Raw genomic sequence first — 13,775 nt, 5'->3', positions numbered from 1 at the left:
TTACATTTTTTCATCTTGAAATTTAATTGTTTAGCATAACAGGTACTGAAGAACCGAAATTATTCTTTGTTTTTCTTCATCTTTTATTTTTTTTGCTAATACCCATTTATCAGCATATTCATTAACTTTTTGGGCTGACATATCGACTAGTTCTAAATGCAAAAATTCTTTAGTATTAAAGTAACTTTTATACTGTTTATCAAATTCTTTTGGTCTAGAACTTCCTACTACCATTAAATCAGCATTTAAACTTTCTGCTACTGACAGAAAGTTTTTAATGCGTACCAGCATCTTCTCTTGTAATTCAGTAATTCCGACTTCATCCAGTCCATCTAAAATCAAAAGGCAAGGACGGCAGCAAAGAATATCTTGAATATCTTTTGGGGATACTAAGTTAGTCCGTGAGGTTATTACGCCCATCCTCTCAGCTATATAAGCTTCTAAGCTATCCAAATCAGGCTTTTTAGCAAGCCATTGGGCAAAGTGCTTGAGTACAATCCGAAAGGGAATCCTTACAGTTTTAGGTTTTTTAGATTGATAATCTTTTTTTCCAATCAACTTGGCACGATGTACCTGCGCTAACTGCTGCCCCAGTGTAGATTTCCCCTTCCCAGGGCCACCAATAACTACAACCCTGGTATAATACTCTTCCAAAAGACAATCCATGACCGTGAGATTAGTAGATTGATCTGTTTCAAAAAGGGATGTCATCTGCTTCTTCTAAGTAAAAAAATTTTCTTCTGGTTGATTCAGGCAAATCCTCTAACCTTAACTTAATAGGTTTTTCACCTCTAATTTTAATATCAAGATCAATAAATATCTGTTCTAGCAATGTACGACTTTCTGGATCAGTTTCGCCTGCTTGGTCTAATTCTGCAAATTCATCATCCTCAAAACATTTCGTAAAATACAGTTTTAAAGTCTCCTCAAGTTCTGAGTTTAATTTTTTATGAGAACCATCTACTAATTCTTCACTCTCAACTTGCATTTTACCAGTGCCAAAATTTTCTTCCAAAAGGGTTTTTATGCTTAATGCTTTCTCAATTTGAAATTGATTAATAGCTTTGAGTACGTCGCGATAATCCAAAATATCTTGCTTGGGATTGAAATTAAGCTTACCTTGGATGATTTTATTAATTTCTTTATTTGAATAAGAATTTTGCTTTCTAGCAAAATATAAATAATTAATCTATCATATTTTTTATATAATTCATATTCGATAAATTTATTTAATGTGTGCTTTATCTTGTTAATATTAGGCGTAGCTGTAATCTGAAAAGCAACTTTTGCTGTTTCATCACCTAAATCAATACCAGGAAAGTTACTACCTTCTGTAAAATTCAAGTTTTTAAGATTTTTAAAGCCGTAAATTTCTGCAAAGAGAGGTATTAATACATTCTCAGATACTTTGTTTATATCTGTTTTCTCCATCGCTGTAGCAGCCTTGATCTCTGTCACAAAAAATGACATTAAATTTCTTATTCTCTGTTGCGTTTGCTCAAGATGCATGTTCTATATTGCTATACCTACTATTAGTCTGTCAAGAACTAATTGACGGATAAATTTCCTGTAGAGACGGCGATTTATCGCGTCTTTCTAACCGTCAAAATGAATTTGACAGACTACTATATGAATTGAGTTTTGATTCGCTTCATTGTAGCAAATTAACCAGAATACACGTAAATTTATGCTTGGCAGCTACTTACGCTTTTAATTGGAGCGTGAGTAGCAATAGACCCCAAAGCTGAGATCAAGCTGCAATGCTATCGATTTAATCTTTCCCTGATTTGCGATCACCCAAGAGCCAATACCGCGCAAGAAAAATGTGAGGAAGATGCTCTCAAAACCTTTGGCTGGGCTGTGCCAACCATTGATAAGAAATGCCACGCTAAAGTTTCTTACTTTAGTGATTGTTCAAGCTTTTTTACCATTTGCTGCTTTGAGGCGATCGCTACAGGATTTGAAGGATTAGCTTATTTTCTTATAGTTCCCATTTGAACGCAGATGCGATCGCCCCATTGCCAAACCCAAAAGATGGAGCCATGCAGAAGATAGCAAAAACAGCCCTCAAGTTATTGAAAGGTGCGTTGGCGTAGCCCGTCGTAGACATCGCTGATTTACCTACTACTGAAAAGCTGGTTGAACTTTGTGGTAAGCTTTTGCCTGTGATTACTAAGTTTTTCGGCTTGCCATAACGTTAGTAAATATTACTCTACATCTGGGTCGATACCCATTGCCCTGAGCCGTTCTGCTAATTGTGCAGCTTTTTGTTCTGCTTGCTGGGCCCTTTGCCTTTGCAACTCAGCTTCTTCTTGACCAATCAGTAAAAGATTTCCCTCTAAATCCCACCAGCGCAACCAAAATTGCTCAGGATTATTCAAGTAGCTTCCCTGCCATAACCCTAGTTCTACTCCTAAAGGAGGAATTGGGTAGTGGCCTCGCTCATTAGGCTGCATCTTGTGGTATGAAAAATCTACCAGGTGATAGACCTCCAGTTTGTCATTACTGATTTCATAAATGGCATAGTAGGGAATTCGGATTACTCGCTCATATACCCAAAATTTACCTGGTTTTGCGCCTTCCTGACTACCAGCTAGAGGTAAAGGGGTGACATCTCGTTCTTCATCGCCATTACCACTAGCTAGTTCTATGGCAATCAATGGAGGTATGTATTCTCGCCACAAAACATAGGAGCGACGGTTTTTGCCATCTAGCCTTGGTGCTACACCAGGGACATAAAACCAGTCGGGTGCTGCTGCTCCTTTTTCTGGTGGACCGGTTTCTCGCCAGTAAATACCACAATCTTGGCCAATGCAATACTGTCCATCTGGATGTAAGCGTTGCAAAACTTGAGCAATTGAGTCTGTCAAAATGACAGTTTGGGGATGCTCTTGAAAATTTTTCACAAACGTACCATCAGACTCTGGTAGCTGAGTGTGATCGGGAAACTGGGGCGGTATGGCAATATCAGCAAGTGTTTCACTCATACTTTGAAAAATATTGCAGCTATTTATTTAGTGCTTTACGCTTCCCATAATGTATTACAACCTAGTATAACAACCTTGCTCTGTCTTGATTTCAGTGCTTCTACCCTGCCAAAACCCTTTGATTGCGGATAGAAATATATGAAATCTTATATTTTGAAACTGTATGTATTTTAAAATAGGCGGGATTGTGGGTGCGATCGCTATTTTATTGAGTAATGGTAGTGCGATCGCCGAAGGTGTTGGCGCAGCCATCGCTCAAGATGCACAAAGATATATCACTGTAGGGCATGATAAATTAGGAAACAGCGTAGCTTTGGACACGGAAACGATTAAGGGCACGATATACAAGCTTTACGGGATCTATGGAGATGGCATCTTCGAGACTACCTTTGATGCATCGTGCAAAGAATCGCGGCTGTTTCGCAATCGCATTGCGATTTACGGGCCAGAAGGACAGCTACTTGAAGAGGATAAAGAAAAAGGAGAAATCCCTTTTGTAGCAAGTTCTTCACCAGGCAAAGGTATGAAAATTGTTTGTCAAAAGATTGGTGCGAGTGGTTGGTAGTTGCTCAATATTTTATGAGTAGGGAATGGGAAATAAGCAATGCACAATGCCCAATGCCCAATTCCCAGCTAAAAAATACTAAGGACAAAACAACGTGTCACGCGTATCTCGTCCTGTAATAGGATTAGTCCCTTTGGCAAGTTTGCACAATTTTTTTTGCTCATCGGGACGCAGCAGCGTATCGGTAAAATCTGCCCCGTCAATGATTGCACCATCAAATCTGGCGTTAGCAGCAAAAGCACCTTCCAACAGTGCATTTGTCAAATTTGCTCTGACTAAACGAGCCGAGTCTAAAGTGGCATTTCTTAAATCAGAACCCTCCAAATTCGCAGACTCTAAATTTGCTGCAAAGAAACTGACACCGTTCAAATTAGCTCGGCTGAAGTTGCTCTGACGAAGATTAGCTTTAGTAAAGCTGGAGTCTGTTAAATCACGTCCTGAGAAATCAGCCTCAACCAAAATTTCCTTATTATATTCGAGTGCCAAAGCTGTTGGAGCAAAACCGACCGTTGCGGTGATGCTAACTATTCCCCAGAGGAATAAGCTGAGTATACTTGCCCAAATGTGATGGTTTGTTTTACGCTTCAATTCCAACTCAGTGCTGGATAAGTTGAGTGTAAAACCCGTTGTGCGATCGCTTAACCTAGAATTCACAGAATTCATGATATTTTTAGTCAATGGCTAACCTTCCTCCATCTCATTATCCAGATATTGGTTCATTAGGAGAAGACCTAGTTGCCCAATGGTTGCAATCTACAGGTTGGATAATTCTCCATCGTCGCTTTTCTAGCCGCTGGGGGGAAATTGATATCATCGCTGAATATGCTAGAAAAGCAGAGGAAGCAAAGGAAGCAGGGGAGCAGGGGAGCAGGGGAGAAGTAGGAAAACTCAGGACTCAGCACTCAATATTGGCATTTGTTGAAGTCAAAACTCGCAGTTCAGGTAGTTGGGATGCAGGGGGAAGAAGCGCAATCACCCTACAAAAGCAAGCAAAAATCTGGCGTACAGCTGGAATATTCTTAGCCCAGTACCCTGAGAAGGCAGATTATTCTTGTCGATTTGATGTTGCTATTGTCTACTGTCAAAGGATATCAAAAAATCTGACTGGGGTTACAGCAAACCAAGAACCTCTAGCTACTTCATCAATACCCGGATACAAGTTTAAGCTGCAAGAATACATTCTGGCAGCTTTTGACTCTTCAATTGATAATGCTTAATCGGTAATCGATAAAATATTTTGATTACCAATGACCAATAATTTTGTAGTGGCGTTACAACCAAATAGTGTCACGCCAAAGTTTCTGGACAGTAACCTAAGCCCCGGACAAACTGTTGCCGGAACGCTTCAATTTCGTCTCTCTCTGGGCTACCATGAGAAACGATCGCTACCTGATAACGACGCATCACATCCACAGGACACTGTCCCGCTTCCAAACTCCAAAGTGCCATTTGCACCCTCATTGGCGGTTCGTAGCTAATTCCTAATTCATTTAGAAAAGCACGAAAGTCGCCATCTTCTTGGGGCGAAACTTGACCTTTGAGTTTGATCCTAACCACCCAGCCATCAATTTGATGAATTACGGTGACGAACGAAACTGGTGTCTGGGGTCTAGCGTGGAGGTGTTGAACGACCCTCAGGGTTAGACTGGCATTTGCCAGATAGTACAAGTATTCCATGTTTGTTGGTGCTTGGGATCAAAGCCAATCCTACATATCTATATTCGTCAATAAGTGCCTGTTCCCGGTAGGGTAAAAGCCCCCGTTTTTAGATGGGGAGGTTTACCCAATTTTTATGTTAATTTTTCCGTGTTACTTAATAGTAACAATCTTATAGCCTAGCGACAAAACTGAGCGAAGATGCCTTAAAGTTCCTTTAGAAGGGAAAACTTAACCCAGCCTTTTTAAGAGAGTATAAATACTAAATAAAGCAAAAACTAGTACAAGCCAATTTGAAAGATACTTCTAGCCCACAAGAAAAAGATTTGGAATTAGATTGCTCAGTAGCTGGCTATGACTACAAACTACCTCCAGAACTCATTGCCCAAAACCCAGCAGTTCCTAGAGATAGCTCACGGTTACTGGTAGTTAATTCTCCTACTACAAGCATCAAAACAGCATCCCTACACCATATTTTCCATGATTTACCTGCACTATTGCACTCTGGTGATTTGTTGGTTATGAACAATACAAGGGTCATTCCAGCGCGGCTTTATGGTTATAAATCCACTGGTGCGAAAATTCAGGTGTTGCTGTTGGAAGAACGGCAGTATAACTGTTGGTTAGCTTTAGTTAAGCCAGGAAAAAGCTTCAAACAGGGAACGAAGATTATTTTTGAACCAAGGGAAGCGGGGAGAGTAGGGGGAGATGAGGGAGCAGGGGGAGATAAGGGAGTAGGGGGAGATGAGGGAGATAAATTAATTTCTTTATCCCCCTCATCCTCCTCATCCCCTCATCTCCTCACGGCTACGGTTTTAGAAACAGATGCAGCAACCGGGGGGCGTTTGTTGCAATTTGATGTACCAGAGGGAAAGACTTTGGTGCAACTGTTAGAGGTATTTGGTGAAGTACCGTTACCACCATACATTACTGCCTCCTCAGCTGCTGATGATCAGTATCAGACAGTTTATGCTAAACAGCCAGGAGCGATCGCAGCTCCGACGGCAGGATTACACTTTACCCCAGAATTATTACAAAAGTTGCGCGATCGCAAAATCAATCAAGCTTTTGTAACGCTACACGTTGGTGTCGGCACATTTCGCCCTGTGGAAGTAGAGGACGTAACTACCCATCAGATGCATGAAGAATGGATTGAAGTTCCCGCCGCCACAGTAGAGCAAATCCGCGCCACTAAAGCTGCTGGCGGTCGAATTATTGCTGTGGGAACAACGGCAGTACGGGCTTTAGAAGGGGCGGCTCAATCTGGTAATTTACAACCATTTTGCGGGAAAACAGACTTGTTTATTTATCCCGGCTACCAATGGCGGGTGGTGGATGGTTTGATTACGAATTTTCACTTACCGCGTTCCAGTTTGTTGATGTTGGTAAGTGCCTTAATTGGCAGACAACGATTATTGAATATATACAACGAAGCGATCGCTTTTGGATATCGCTTTTATTCATTCGGTGATGCCATGCTAATTTTGCCGTCAGCTGTGGGAGTGCGAAGTTAGGAGTTAGGAGTTAGGAGTTAGGAGTTAAAAGTTGAGAATTTGGAATTTTTTCTTTCGTGGTGGGTACTCTGACTTATGAGGAGTTAAAAATAAGTACAGGTCTGCTATTAATGTCTGAAAAATACCCATTTTCTCATTGGTTAAATTTATTTTGTCAGGTAACACTCGGTGGCTGTTCTACATTTTTGCTCTTGGCTGCACCGACAATTACTAATTTCCCAGTCAGCAAGCTGCTGGCAGAAACTGCAATTTCTCAGAATCTCGAAGCAGCTAGCTTTTTTCAGCAGGGAGTCACGCGCTATAACCGCCAAGACTTACAAGGTGCAGAATATGCCTTTCGCCAAGCGTTGCAGCGAGATCCTAACCTTGGGGCAGCACGGAATTATCTGGGTAATATATTTATCGAGCAAAATCGCCTGGATGAAGCTTTACAAGAATTTACAGAGGCGATTAAAGTTAATCCCAATTTTAGCGAAGCTTATTACAATTTAGGGTTAGTGTTGCACCGACAAGGAGAAAAAGATGCAGCAATTACGGCTTATCGCCAGAGCTTAGTGATAGATTCCACAAGGGTGGCAGCACTGTATAATCTGGGTTTGTTGCTGTATGAACAAGGAAAGTTAGAGGAAGCGATCGCTGCATACCAAAAAGCCATTAATCTAGATAGCAGCAATGCCAATATTTATCTTAACTTAGCGATCGCCTTGCAACAACAAGGTCAAATAGAGCCTGCGATCGCCACTTATCGCCAAGCTTTGAAGCTAGATCCTAAAAATGCCACAGCCTACAGCAATATGGCAAATTTGCTAGCAATGCATGGTCAAGCTCCTGAGGCTATTTCTGTTTATCAGCAAGCTATTCGCCTAAATCCGAAAAGCGCCTCAACTTACTATAACTTGGGAGTAACTTTATATAATCAGGGCGAGTTCAAAAAAGCCAGTGGAGTTTTGAAACGCGCTCACAATGAATATCGTGAGCAAGGCAACATTGAACAAGCCCAGAAAATTGAGCAGCTAATGCAGCAAATTGCTCAGAAAAGTGGGCAACAGCAACCTCAAGCCAGTCAAACAGTTAATCCTTCTCAGAGTTCAGATTCTACAGCACAAACACCTGAGCCACAGACGCCAAATCAACCAGAAATACCCGCGAACCCTGGTGATGTGCCTGTCTCAGTTGAACCACAATCCACTTCAACAAGTCCCGAACAATAATAAACTCAGAGTTAAGGCGATTTGTAAAAATGTAAAATTTGCCCTCATCCCCCAACCCCTTCTCCCAAAATTGGGAGAAGGGGAGCGAATTTTAAAGTCCCTCTCCCAAGCTTGCTATCCATTAGTCACATCTTTCTTTACAATCTTGAAACCCTGGTTTTATAACCATCTTGGATACTGATGTCTTAAGCATCCTTGACAAATGTACCCTTATTATTCTCCATAAAACTACGTTTTTATTGAGAATTAACGACGAAATCATAAGGGTTAGAAAAAACATGAGTGAATACTCTCACAAGTGTTGAGAAAGATCCGGGTAATGGATAGCCCAAGCTTGGGAGAGCCTTGATTTTGATTGATGCAGTTGATGTTCTTCAAGTAATACTTCAAGAACTTAGAGATAAAAATTTGCTCAATAGTTTCAGTCATACGAAAGTTATCATCCATATCGTCAATATCACAATCCAAATCATTGTTTAAATTAAAACATAAACCAAAATCAAGAATTATAGCTTGTCCATTACTTAAAACTATATTATCTGGCTTTAAATCTCGGTGTACTATATTTTTTTCATGTATATAATTAATTATTTCACAGATTTGGATAAAAATTGTAAGAGCTTCAGTAACTTCTAAAGGAGCTTTCTTGCTTAAGACATCATCTCCGTAATACTCAGTAACAAAATAAAATGGTTCCTCTTCTAAAGAGCAATCTTTAATAGGAAATACCCCTGGATGCGGGGTTTTATTCAATTATTGAATTGATTTTACTTCTTGCCTAAATCTCGACAATCTCTTAGGATTATTTAGCTTTTTAAGAGCGAAAACTTTATTTGATGTCGGATTATTTATATCTTTGACAAGATATATTGAGCCTTGTCCTCCTTGACCAAAAGCTTCTGCTTTAGTTTTTTCCCATCGGTTTCCAAACAAATTTTTGCTCATAAATATTCTTCTATCGCTTGCGCTTTTAGGGCTTTATCTTAGTATGTCGATGAGTTTTGGCACATTGAGTAACACACCATACTGTATTACAGAAAAGCTGTCAAGCTCCGGACAAGTAAGTTAATGGTTATGGGGAAATGTTGGGAAATAGAATTTTTACGTTTTAAATTGCTAAATAAACGTTGACCTATCCAATCAATGATGGGTCAATTCATTGTAGGCTTTGGATCACAGGGTCTACAGAAGCGCGATGAAAATCAATCGGCACGGACGCGCCAAAGTTCTAACGCAGTCAGAGATACAGCTATAAATTTAAGGCTAGAGTCATTTTTTTAATCCTAGCCCTAGCCTTAAATCTGTTATATATATTGCTTTTCAACTATCTATAGTTTAGACAGAATGCTAGAAATAAAGCTCTAATTACTGTTGCCTTCCTTTCTTTTCATCCAGTGCTTTTTGAACGGCATCTCTACAAAACTGTGCTGGATTATCCTGTTTCTGTATTTCTTCCTTCATTTCCTTGGTAGCTCTAAAAGTAACATTTTCAGTTAATTCTTTACTTGGCGGATTGTCAAAGTTTTGAGGATTACCCTTACGGTTAGGCATTGTTGAGAGATGTAAATATAGCTTGTTTCGGAGCAAGCATCGAAATACAGTTTTAATTCGGTAGGCAATTTACCCTGAGAAAGTTGTTACCTACCGATACCACTTTTAGAAAATGGCTACTCTATGTTTACACGAACAGAACTTGAAAGCAAAACTATCCAAGAGTTACGTGATTTATGCCGTCGTTATGGTTTAAAACCAACTGGTAACGCTGGATATAAAACTAGCTACGTTACTTCACTTATAGCCTTCCCTGCGATCGCACTCAATCAGATGAAGGAAGGAAGAGGAATAAAAAAATTGAGCTTTGAGGCTTTTCAAAATATTGGTGCTGCATTGGATCAAATGAATGATCCAACCGATGAACAGGCAGCACTTATCAAGCTGACGATGGAAGAAAGGAGGCTACACGCTCCTCAGTCATGGGAACAGCAAACACTAATCAATCTCTACAAAGCTAAACAGAAGTTAGAAGAGGTTATGTATCTATTAGGTGAGTAGATAGAGTAAAAATTTCAAGTCAATAGTTAAAGACCTCATGGGAGGTCTTTTTTTGCGGTTATGTTCCAAGTTCTTGGAGTATTACTTGGAGAACTTTAGACTTAACGGATAGATAGACAGTATTTTTGTACTACCTTTTTCTATTCGCTCTAACTTCCGCCAAAAATGCCCTACAACTTACTACTGGCAAGGGAATGATGGAATTCAGAGTTAAAAATAAGTGCCATAGCGCTAAAAATAGCTAGAATCCTTGTATGGTAAGGTGTGGTTTAGACTTAGAGTATTATTTGGAGTTTATACGAGATGATTAGTGTGTGAGCATATATTGAGCATAAATAGTGAGTATTAATTGATACTTATATTACTATTAATTACTTAAAATATAGTCTTTGAGCATTAAATGAGCATTTTTTCTAATTTATAAGCTGAAAGTACTGATTTTTCGTTAGCTTACACATACTACCCTACCTGTATGTTTTTTTTGAATTCTACTTTGTCTCAATACTACTTTTTTCATGAATGCAACACTTTACCAGCAAATTCAGCAGTTCTACGATGCTTCCTCTGGTCTGTGGGAACAGATTTGGGGCGAACACATGCACCACGGCTACTACGGGGCTGATGGCAGCCAGAAAAAAGACCGTCGTCAAGCTCAAATTGATTTAATCGAAGAACTGCTCAATTGGGCAGGGGTACAAGCAGCAGAAAATATCCTCGATGTGGGTTGTGGCATTGGTGGCAGTTCTTTATACCTGGCAGAAAAGTTTAATGGTAAGGCTACAGGAATTACTTTGAGTCCTGTGCAAGCTGCCAGAGCAACAGAACGCGCAACGGAAGCAAATTTGAGTCTGAGAACTCAGTTTCAGGTGGCCAATGCTCAAGCAATGCCTTTTGCTGACAATTCTTTTGATTTGGTTTGGTCGCTGGAAAGCGGTGAACACATGCCAGATAAAACTAAGTTTCTCCAGGAATGTTATCGGGTATTGAAACCTGGCGGCAAGTTAATTATGGTGACTTGGTGTCATCGACCGACTGATAAGTTACAACTGACGGCAGATGAGGAAAAGCATTTGCAGGATATTTATCGGGTGTATTGTTTGCCTTATGTGATTTCTTTACCAGAGTATGAAGCGATCGCACGTCAACTTCCATTAAACAATATTCGCACCGCCGATTGGTCAACCGCCGTCGCCCCCTTTTGGAATGTAGTAATTGATTCGGCGTTCACTCCCCAAGCACTTTGGGGCTTACTCAATGCCGGTTGGACTACCATTCAAGGGGCGTTATCATTGGGGTTGATGCGTCGCGGTTATGAGCGTGGGTTAGTTCGGTTTGGTTTATTGTGTGGGAATAAGTAGAAACGTTCTTTGGGAAAAGACCGCGCTGTTTCACCACAGCGCGATCGCACTACAATTTAAGAATTTTTCTTAAAATCTCACGGATGCGCTTGTAGAGACGTTGTATTGCAACATCTCTACATACTAGTAAATTCTACCAATAACCTTAAACTTTGCGGTAAGGGATAAGAGTTACAGAGAGTTCTTGCCTAAGTGATAGCAAAGTTTAAGGGAATTTAGCGTGATTTTATTCAACGACTGTTACCGAAGCCGCTTCATTGGATGGAGGTATACCGGGTAATTCAAGACAGTATCCAGCACCATACACTGTCTTGATATAGCGGGGATGGCGAGGATCGGGTTCTAGCTTGGTTCTCAAGTGGCGAATATGCACTCGAATCGTTTCTATGTCATCATCAGGATCGTAGCCCCAAACTTCTCTGAGGATTTCGCTGGGAGAAACTGTTTGACCGTGGCGTTGCAGTAAGCAGTGAAGTAACTCAAATTCCAAGTGAGTCAATTTCACCGTCTCATTGAACCATATTGCCTCAAATCTTTCGGGAACCAGGGTTAATGAGCCATAGTTGAGAATCTCACTGTGCTTTGCGGCTTGGGGAATCCGGTCAGTACGCCGCAAAAGTGCCCGCACCCGCGCCAGCAGTTCTTCAACTTCAAAAGGTTTGGTGAGGTAGTCATCTGCGCCAGCATTGAAGCCTTCCACTTTGTCCTGAGTTTGGCTCAAAGCCGTCAACATTAACACGGGAATCTCAGAGGTGCGATCATCGCGACGCAGGCGTTGGCAAACGGTAAACCCATCTACCCTGGGCAACATTAAATCGAGCATGATCAAGTCTGGTTGTAGCTGGAGAGCCAGCGCTTGACCTTTGATGCCGTCTTCAGCTTGACTAACATCGTAGCCAGCCATTTCCAAGTTGACGGCAACTAGTTCTGAAATCGCTGGGTCATCGTCTATGACAAGAATCCTCGGCATTCTTAAAAAATTATTACTACTTATTAAGGATAATTAACAACCTTTGATAGATACAAAGATTTTTGAATCAATGATGAAAAAGTTTTTAAATCTTACATAAATATTAAGATTAAATGACTGTGAAATCAAGACTCAATTACACGAAATCTTATAGTCTATGATGTGTTATACTCCCCCCTACAATCCGTCTTGGTTTTTACAAAACGGTGTGACGATGACTGTATACACCGCTTTGTGGGGAAAACGTTATTGGGAAAGTAGCACTAAAGACCCAGAACCGTCTTATCACAAAAAAATCTTCATTGGTGGCCAAGGTGTGCCAATTTTTGGCTTGGTTGCCATCCCAGAAAATGCTCATAGCACGATTATCGGTACTTATGGCATTACCGGAGAATTAAAAACAGAATGGTTTTTAAGGGTACTAGGACGTAAAGCCTACGCTCAAGGCTACGCTGTGGTGTTATTTGATTGGCGTGCCCACGGTAAAACCGCTGAATTGTCGCCAACTCTGACTTCTGATGGTTTGTATGAGGGGGAAGATTTTGTTCGCATCGCCGCTGCTGCTAAGGCAATGGGATGTCCGGGGAAATTTTGGTTTACAGGGTATTCTTTAGGAGGGCAATTGGCACTATGGGCAATGAAGATTGCTGGTGAGGTGATTAGGGAGTATGGAGATTTAAAGCTAGAAGATAGCGATATTGGCGGTGGTATGGTGATTTGTCCAAGTTTGGATTCGGAGCGATCGCTATCTTATCTGGTTACAAAACCCTTCGGCAGATATTTGGAAGCAGGGATTGCCCAAAATTTAAAAAAACTGGCGTGGCGGATACATGATGCCCATCCTGGAAGCCTTGAGCCAGAAGCGATTGAACGGGCGAACAGCATTTGGGGTTTTGATAATGAACTGGTAATTAACCGACTTGGTTTTTCTTCTGTGGAAGCATATTACCAAGCTAGTAGTGCTTTACAAGTATTGCCGCAAATCTCGAAACCGACTTTGATTTTATATGCTGCTGATGACCCACTTTTTGACCCAGCCATCATACCGGAATTACAAGATGCGTGTGATCGCAATTCTGTAATAGATTTGTTACTCACTCAATATGGCGGTCATGTTGGCTATTTGAGTAGTAAAGAGTGCCAGCGCCAAGTACAAGACGCTGACCCTTGGTGGGCATGGAATCGGGTTTTAGAATGGTTGGAGAAACAGCGTAATTTGTAATTCGTAATGACGCTCGAAGACTCGCTCTTGGCTTTCTATGCTGTCCATCAACAAGAAATCGATGAGGCGATCGCGTCTGAAGTAGCTCTCGAATCAGCTCACAATGTCTAAGCCTCTGTTACATTTAGATGCTGATACATCAATAGACATCTCCAAAATAGTATATTTTGTGATAAAAGAACATCATGAGAAGTTTTTTAACACGAAAATATGAGTGACATACTGAATCACATTGAGGAG

General features: G+C 40.7%; 19 protein-coding genes. 8 read left to right on the top strand and 11 right to left on the bottom strand.

The annotated features are described in order from the left end of the window. Positions 1-30: 30 nt before the first annotated feature. Genes HWQ40_RS06220 through HWQ40_RS06210 form a run of 3 tightly spaced genes read right to left on the bottom strand, consistent with a single transcriptional unit; the run spans position 31 to position 1,509 of the window. Positions 31-711 carry an NACHT domain-containing protein gene (locus tag HWQ40_RS06220; RefSeq protein ID WP_292775674.1) on the bottom strand — a complete coding sequence of 227 codons (681 nt, stop codon included), beginning with the start codon at positions 709-711 and terminating at the stop codon, positions 31-33. Further along, positions 695-1,015: a hypothetical protein gene (locus HWQ40_RS06215; RefSeq protein WP_292775671.1), complete on the bottom strand. Its 321-nt coding sequence runs from the start codon at positions 1,013-1,015 to the stop codon at positions 695-697. The genes HWQ40_RS06220 and HWQ40_RS06215 overlap by 17 nt, the downstream gene beginning before the upstream one ends. Positions 1,016-1,029: 14 nt before the next feature. Then, a complete protein-coding gene (locus HWQ40_RS06210) occupies positions 1,030-1,509 on the bottom strand; it encodes an SMEK domain-containing protein (protein WP_292775669.1) in 480 nt (159 codons plus the stop codon). Between the two features lie 325 nt (positions 1,510-1,834). Here HWQ40_RS06210 and HWQ40_RS06205 point away from each other — a divergent pair, with 325 nt between their 5' ends. Next, positions 1,835-1,972: a hypothetical protein gene (locus HWQ40_RS06205; RefSeq protein WP_292775666.1), complete on the top strand. Its 138-nt coding sequence runs from the start codon at positions 1,835-1,837 to the stop codon at positions 1,970-1,972. Between the two features lie 9 nt (positions 1,973-1,981). On the opposite strand, the gene HWQ40_RS06200 is transcribed toward HWQ40_RS06205, so the two are convergent. Both HWQ40_RS06200 and HWQ40_RS06195 read right to left on the bottom strand, forming a co-directional pair. Continuing rightward, positions 1,982-2,110 carry a hypothetical protein gene (locus tag HWQ40_RS06200; protein ID WP_292775663.1) on the bottom strand — a complete coding sequence of 43 codons (129 nt, stop codon included), beginning with the start codon at positions 2,108-2,110 and terminating at the stop codon, positions 1,982-1,984. Positions 2,111-2,207: 97 nt separating this feature from the next. After that, entirely contained in the window at positions 2,208-2,987 is a 780-nt protein-coding gene (locus tag HWQ40_RS06195; RefSeq protein ID WP_292775661.1) for a Uma2 family endonuclease, read from the bottom strand. Between the two features lie 163 nt (positions 2,988-3,150). Here HWQ40_RS06195 and HWQ40_RS06190 point away from each other — a divergent pair, with 163 nt between their 5' ends. Then, positions 3,151-3,552, top strand: coding sequence for a hypothetical protein (locus HWQ40_RS06190; RefSeq protein WP_292775659.1), 402 nt, complete (start codon positions 3,151-3,153; stop codon positions 3,550-3,552). 78 nt (positions 3,553-3,630) lie between these two features. Here HWQ40_RS06190 and HWQ40_RS06185 read toward each other — a convergent pair whose 3' ends face one another. After that, positions 3,631-4,140, bottom strand: a complete 510-nt coding sequence (locus HWQ40_RS06185) for a pentapeptide repeat-containing protein (RefSeq protein ID WP_292775680.1) — start codon at positions 4,138-4,140, stop codon at positions 3,631-3,633. Positions 4,141-4,229: 89 nt separating this feature from the next. Between HWQ40_RS06185 and HWQ40_RS06180 the strand changes: the two genes are divergently transcribed. Continuing rightward, on the top strand, positions 4,230-4,769 hold the full coding sequence (locus tag HWQ40_RS06180; protein WP_292775656.1) for a YraN family protein: 540 nt from the start codon (positions 4,230-4,232) through the stop codon (positions 4,767-4,769). Between the two features lie 70 nt (positions 4,770-4,839). Here the strand turns inward: HWQ40_RS06180 and HWQ40_RS06175 are convergent, their stop codons facing one another. Continuing rightward, a complete protein-coding gene (locus HWQ40_RS06175; protein ID WP_012412259.1) occupies positions 4,840-5,229 on the bottom strand; it encodes a hypothetical protein in 390 nt (129 codons plus the stop codon). Between the two features lie 245 nt (positions 5,230-5,474). Between HWQ40_RS06175 and queA the strand changes: the two genes are divergently transcribed. Together queA and HWQ40_RS06165 are read left to right on the top strand one after the other, a co-directional pair. Next, complete coding sequence (queA, locus tag HWQ40_RS06170) at positions 5,475-6,722, top strand: tRNA preQ1(34) S-adenosylmethionine ribosyltransferase-isomerase QueA (RefSeq protein ID WP_292775677.1); 1,248 nt, start codon at positions 5,475-5,477, stop codon at positions 6,720-6,722. 110 nt (positions 6,723-6,832) lie between these two features. Continuing rightward, entirely contained in the window at positions 6,833-7,933 is a 1,101-nt protein-coding gene (locus HWQ40_RS06165) for a tetratricopeptide repeat protein (RefSeq protein ID WP_292775654.1), read from the top strand. Positions 7,934-8,200: 267 nt separating this feature from the next. On the opposite strand, the gene HWQ40_RS06160 is transcribed toward HWQ40_RS06165, so the two are convergent. From HWQ40_RS06160 to HWQ40_RS06150, 3 genes are all read right to left on the bottom strand, one after another. Next, complete coding sequence (locus tag HWQ40_RS06160; RefSeq protein WP_292775652.1) at positions 8,201-8,686, bottom strand: protein kinase; 486 nt, start codon at positions 8,684-8,686, stop codon at positions 8,201-8,203. Then, positions 8,687-8,878 (bottom strand): hypothetical protein, encoded by a 192-nt coding sequence (locus HWQ40_RS06155; RefSeq protein ID WP_292775649.1) that lies wholly within the window; start codon positions 8,876-8,878, stop codon positions 8,687-8,689. 420 nt (positions 8,879-9,298) lie between these two features. Beyond that, positions 9,299-9,484 carry a hypothetical protein gene (locus HWQ40_RS06150; RefSeq protein WP_292775647.1) on the bottom strand — a complete coding sequence of 62 codons (186 nt, stop codon included), beginning with the start codon at positions 9,482-9,484 and terminating at the stop codon, positions 9,299-9,301. 123 nt (positions 9,485-9,607) lie between these two features. On the opposite strand from HWQ40_RS06150, the gene HWQ40_RS06145 reads away from it, so the two are divergent. Both HWQ40_RS06145 and HWQ40_RS06140 read left to right on the top strand, forming a co-directional pair. Next, positions 9,608-9,985, top strand: coding sequence for a hypothetical protein (locus HWQ40_RS06145; protein ID WP_292775646.1), 378 nt, complete (start codon positions 9,608-9,610; stop codon positions 9,983-9,985). Between the two features lie 515 nt (positions 9,986-10,500). Continuing rightward, positions 10,501-11,343, top strand: a complete 843-nt coding sequence (locus HWQ40_RS06140) for a methyltransferase domain-containing protein (RefSeq protein ID WP_292775645.1) — start codon at positions 10,501-10,503, stop codon at positions 11,341-11,343. Between the two features lie 226 nt (positions 11,344-11,569). Here the strand turns inward: HWQ40_RS06140 and HWQ40_RS06135 are convergent, their stop codons facing one another. Next, a complete protein-coding gene (locus HWQ40_RS06135) occupies positions 11,570-12,313 on the bottom strand; it encodes a response regulator transcription factor (protein ID WP_292775643.1) in 744 nt (247 codons plus the stop codon). A 157-nt stretch (positions 12,314-12,470) separates the two neighbouring features. On the opposite strand from HWQ40_RS06135, the gene HWQ40_RS06130 reads away from it, so the two are divergent. After that, positions 12,471-13,535, top strand: coding sequence for an alpha/beta fold hydrolase (locus tag HWQ40_RS06130; protein WP_292775642.1), 1,065 nt, complete (start codon positions 12,471-12,473; stop codon positions 13,533-13,535). Positions 13,536-13,775: the final 240 nt, after the last annotated feature.

The organism is Nostoc sp. NMS9 (assembly GCF_017114995.1).
In the GTDB taxonomy this organism is placed as follows: Bacteria; Cyanobacteriota; Cyanobacteriia; order Cyanobacteriales; family Nostocaceae; genus Nostoc.
This window is presented reverse-complemented; position numbering and strand designations above follow the sequence as displayed.

Coding starts and splice junctions, on each gene's coding strand:
- HWQ40_RS06155 (WP_292775649.1), bottom strand. CDS start 8,878: ATGAGCAAAAATTTGTTTGGAAACCGATGGGAAAAAACTAAAGCAGAA.
- HWQ40_RS06175 (WP_012412259.1), bottom strand. CDS start 5,229: ATGGAATACTTGTACTATCTGGCAAATGCCAGTCTAACCCTGAGGGTC.
- HWQ40_RS06135 (WP_292775643.1), bottom strand. CDS start 12,313: ATGCCGAGGATTCTTGTCATAGACGATGACCCAGCGATTTCAGAACTA.
- HWQ40_RS06220 (WP_292775674.1), bottom strand. CDS start 711: ATGACATCCCTTTTTGAAACAGATCAATCTACTAATCTCACGGTCATG.
- HWQ40_RS06190 (WP_292775659.1), top strand. CDS start 3,151: ATGTATTTTAAAATAGGCGGGATTGTGGGTGCGATCGCTATTTTATTG.
- HWQ40_RS06210 (WP_292775669.1), bottom strand. CDS start 1,509: ATGCATCTTGAGCAAACGCAACAGAGAATAAGAAATTTAATGTCATTT.
- HWQ40_RS06180 (WP_292775656.1), top strand. CDS start 4,230: ATGGCTAACCTTCCTCCATCTCATTATCCAGATATTGGTTCATTAGGA.
- HWQ40_RS06165 (WP_292775654.1), top strand. CDS start 6,833: ATGTCTGAAAAATACCCATTTTCTCATTGGTTAAATTTATTTTGTCAG.
- HWQ40_RS06140 (WP_292775645.1), top strand. CDS start 10,501: ATGAATGCAACACTTTACCAGCAAATTCAGCAGTTCTACGATGCTTCC.
- HWQ40_RS06150 (WP_292775647.1), bottom strand. CDS start 9,484: ATGCCTAACCGTAAGGGTAATCCTCAAAACTTTGACAATCCGCCAAGT.
- HWQ40_RS06130 (WP_292775642.1), top strand. CDS start 12,471: ATGATGTGTTATACTCCCCCCTACAATCCGTCTTGGTTTTTACAAAAC.
- HWQ40_RS06195 (WP_292775661.1), bottom strand. CDS start 2,987: ATGAGTGAAACACTTGCTGATATTGCCATACCGCCCCAGTTTCCCGAT.
- HWQ40_RS06200 (WP_292775663.1), bottom strand. CDS start 2,110: ATGTCTACGACGGGCTACGCCAACGCACCTTTCAATAACTTGAGGGCT.
- HWQ40_RS06205 (WP_292775666.1), top strand. CDS start 1,835: ATGCTCTCAAAACCTTTGGCTGGGCTGTGCCAACCATTGATAAGAAAT.
- HWQ40_RS06145 (WP_292775646.1), top strand. CDS start 9,608: ATGTTTACACGAACAGAACTTGAAAGCAAAACTATCCAAGAGTTACGT.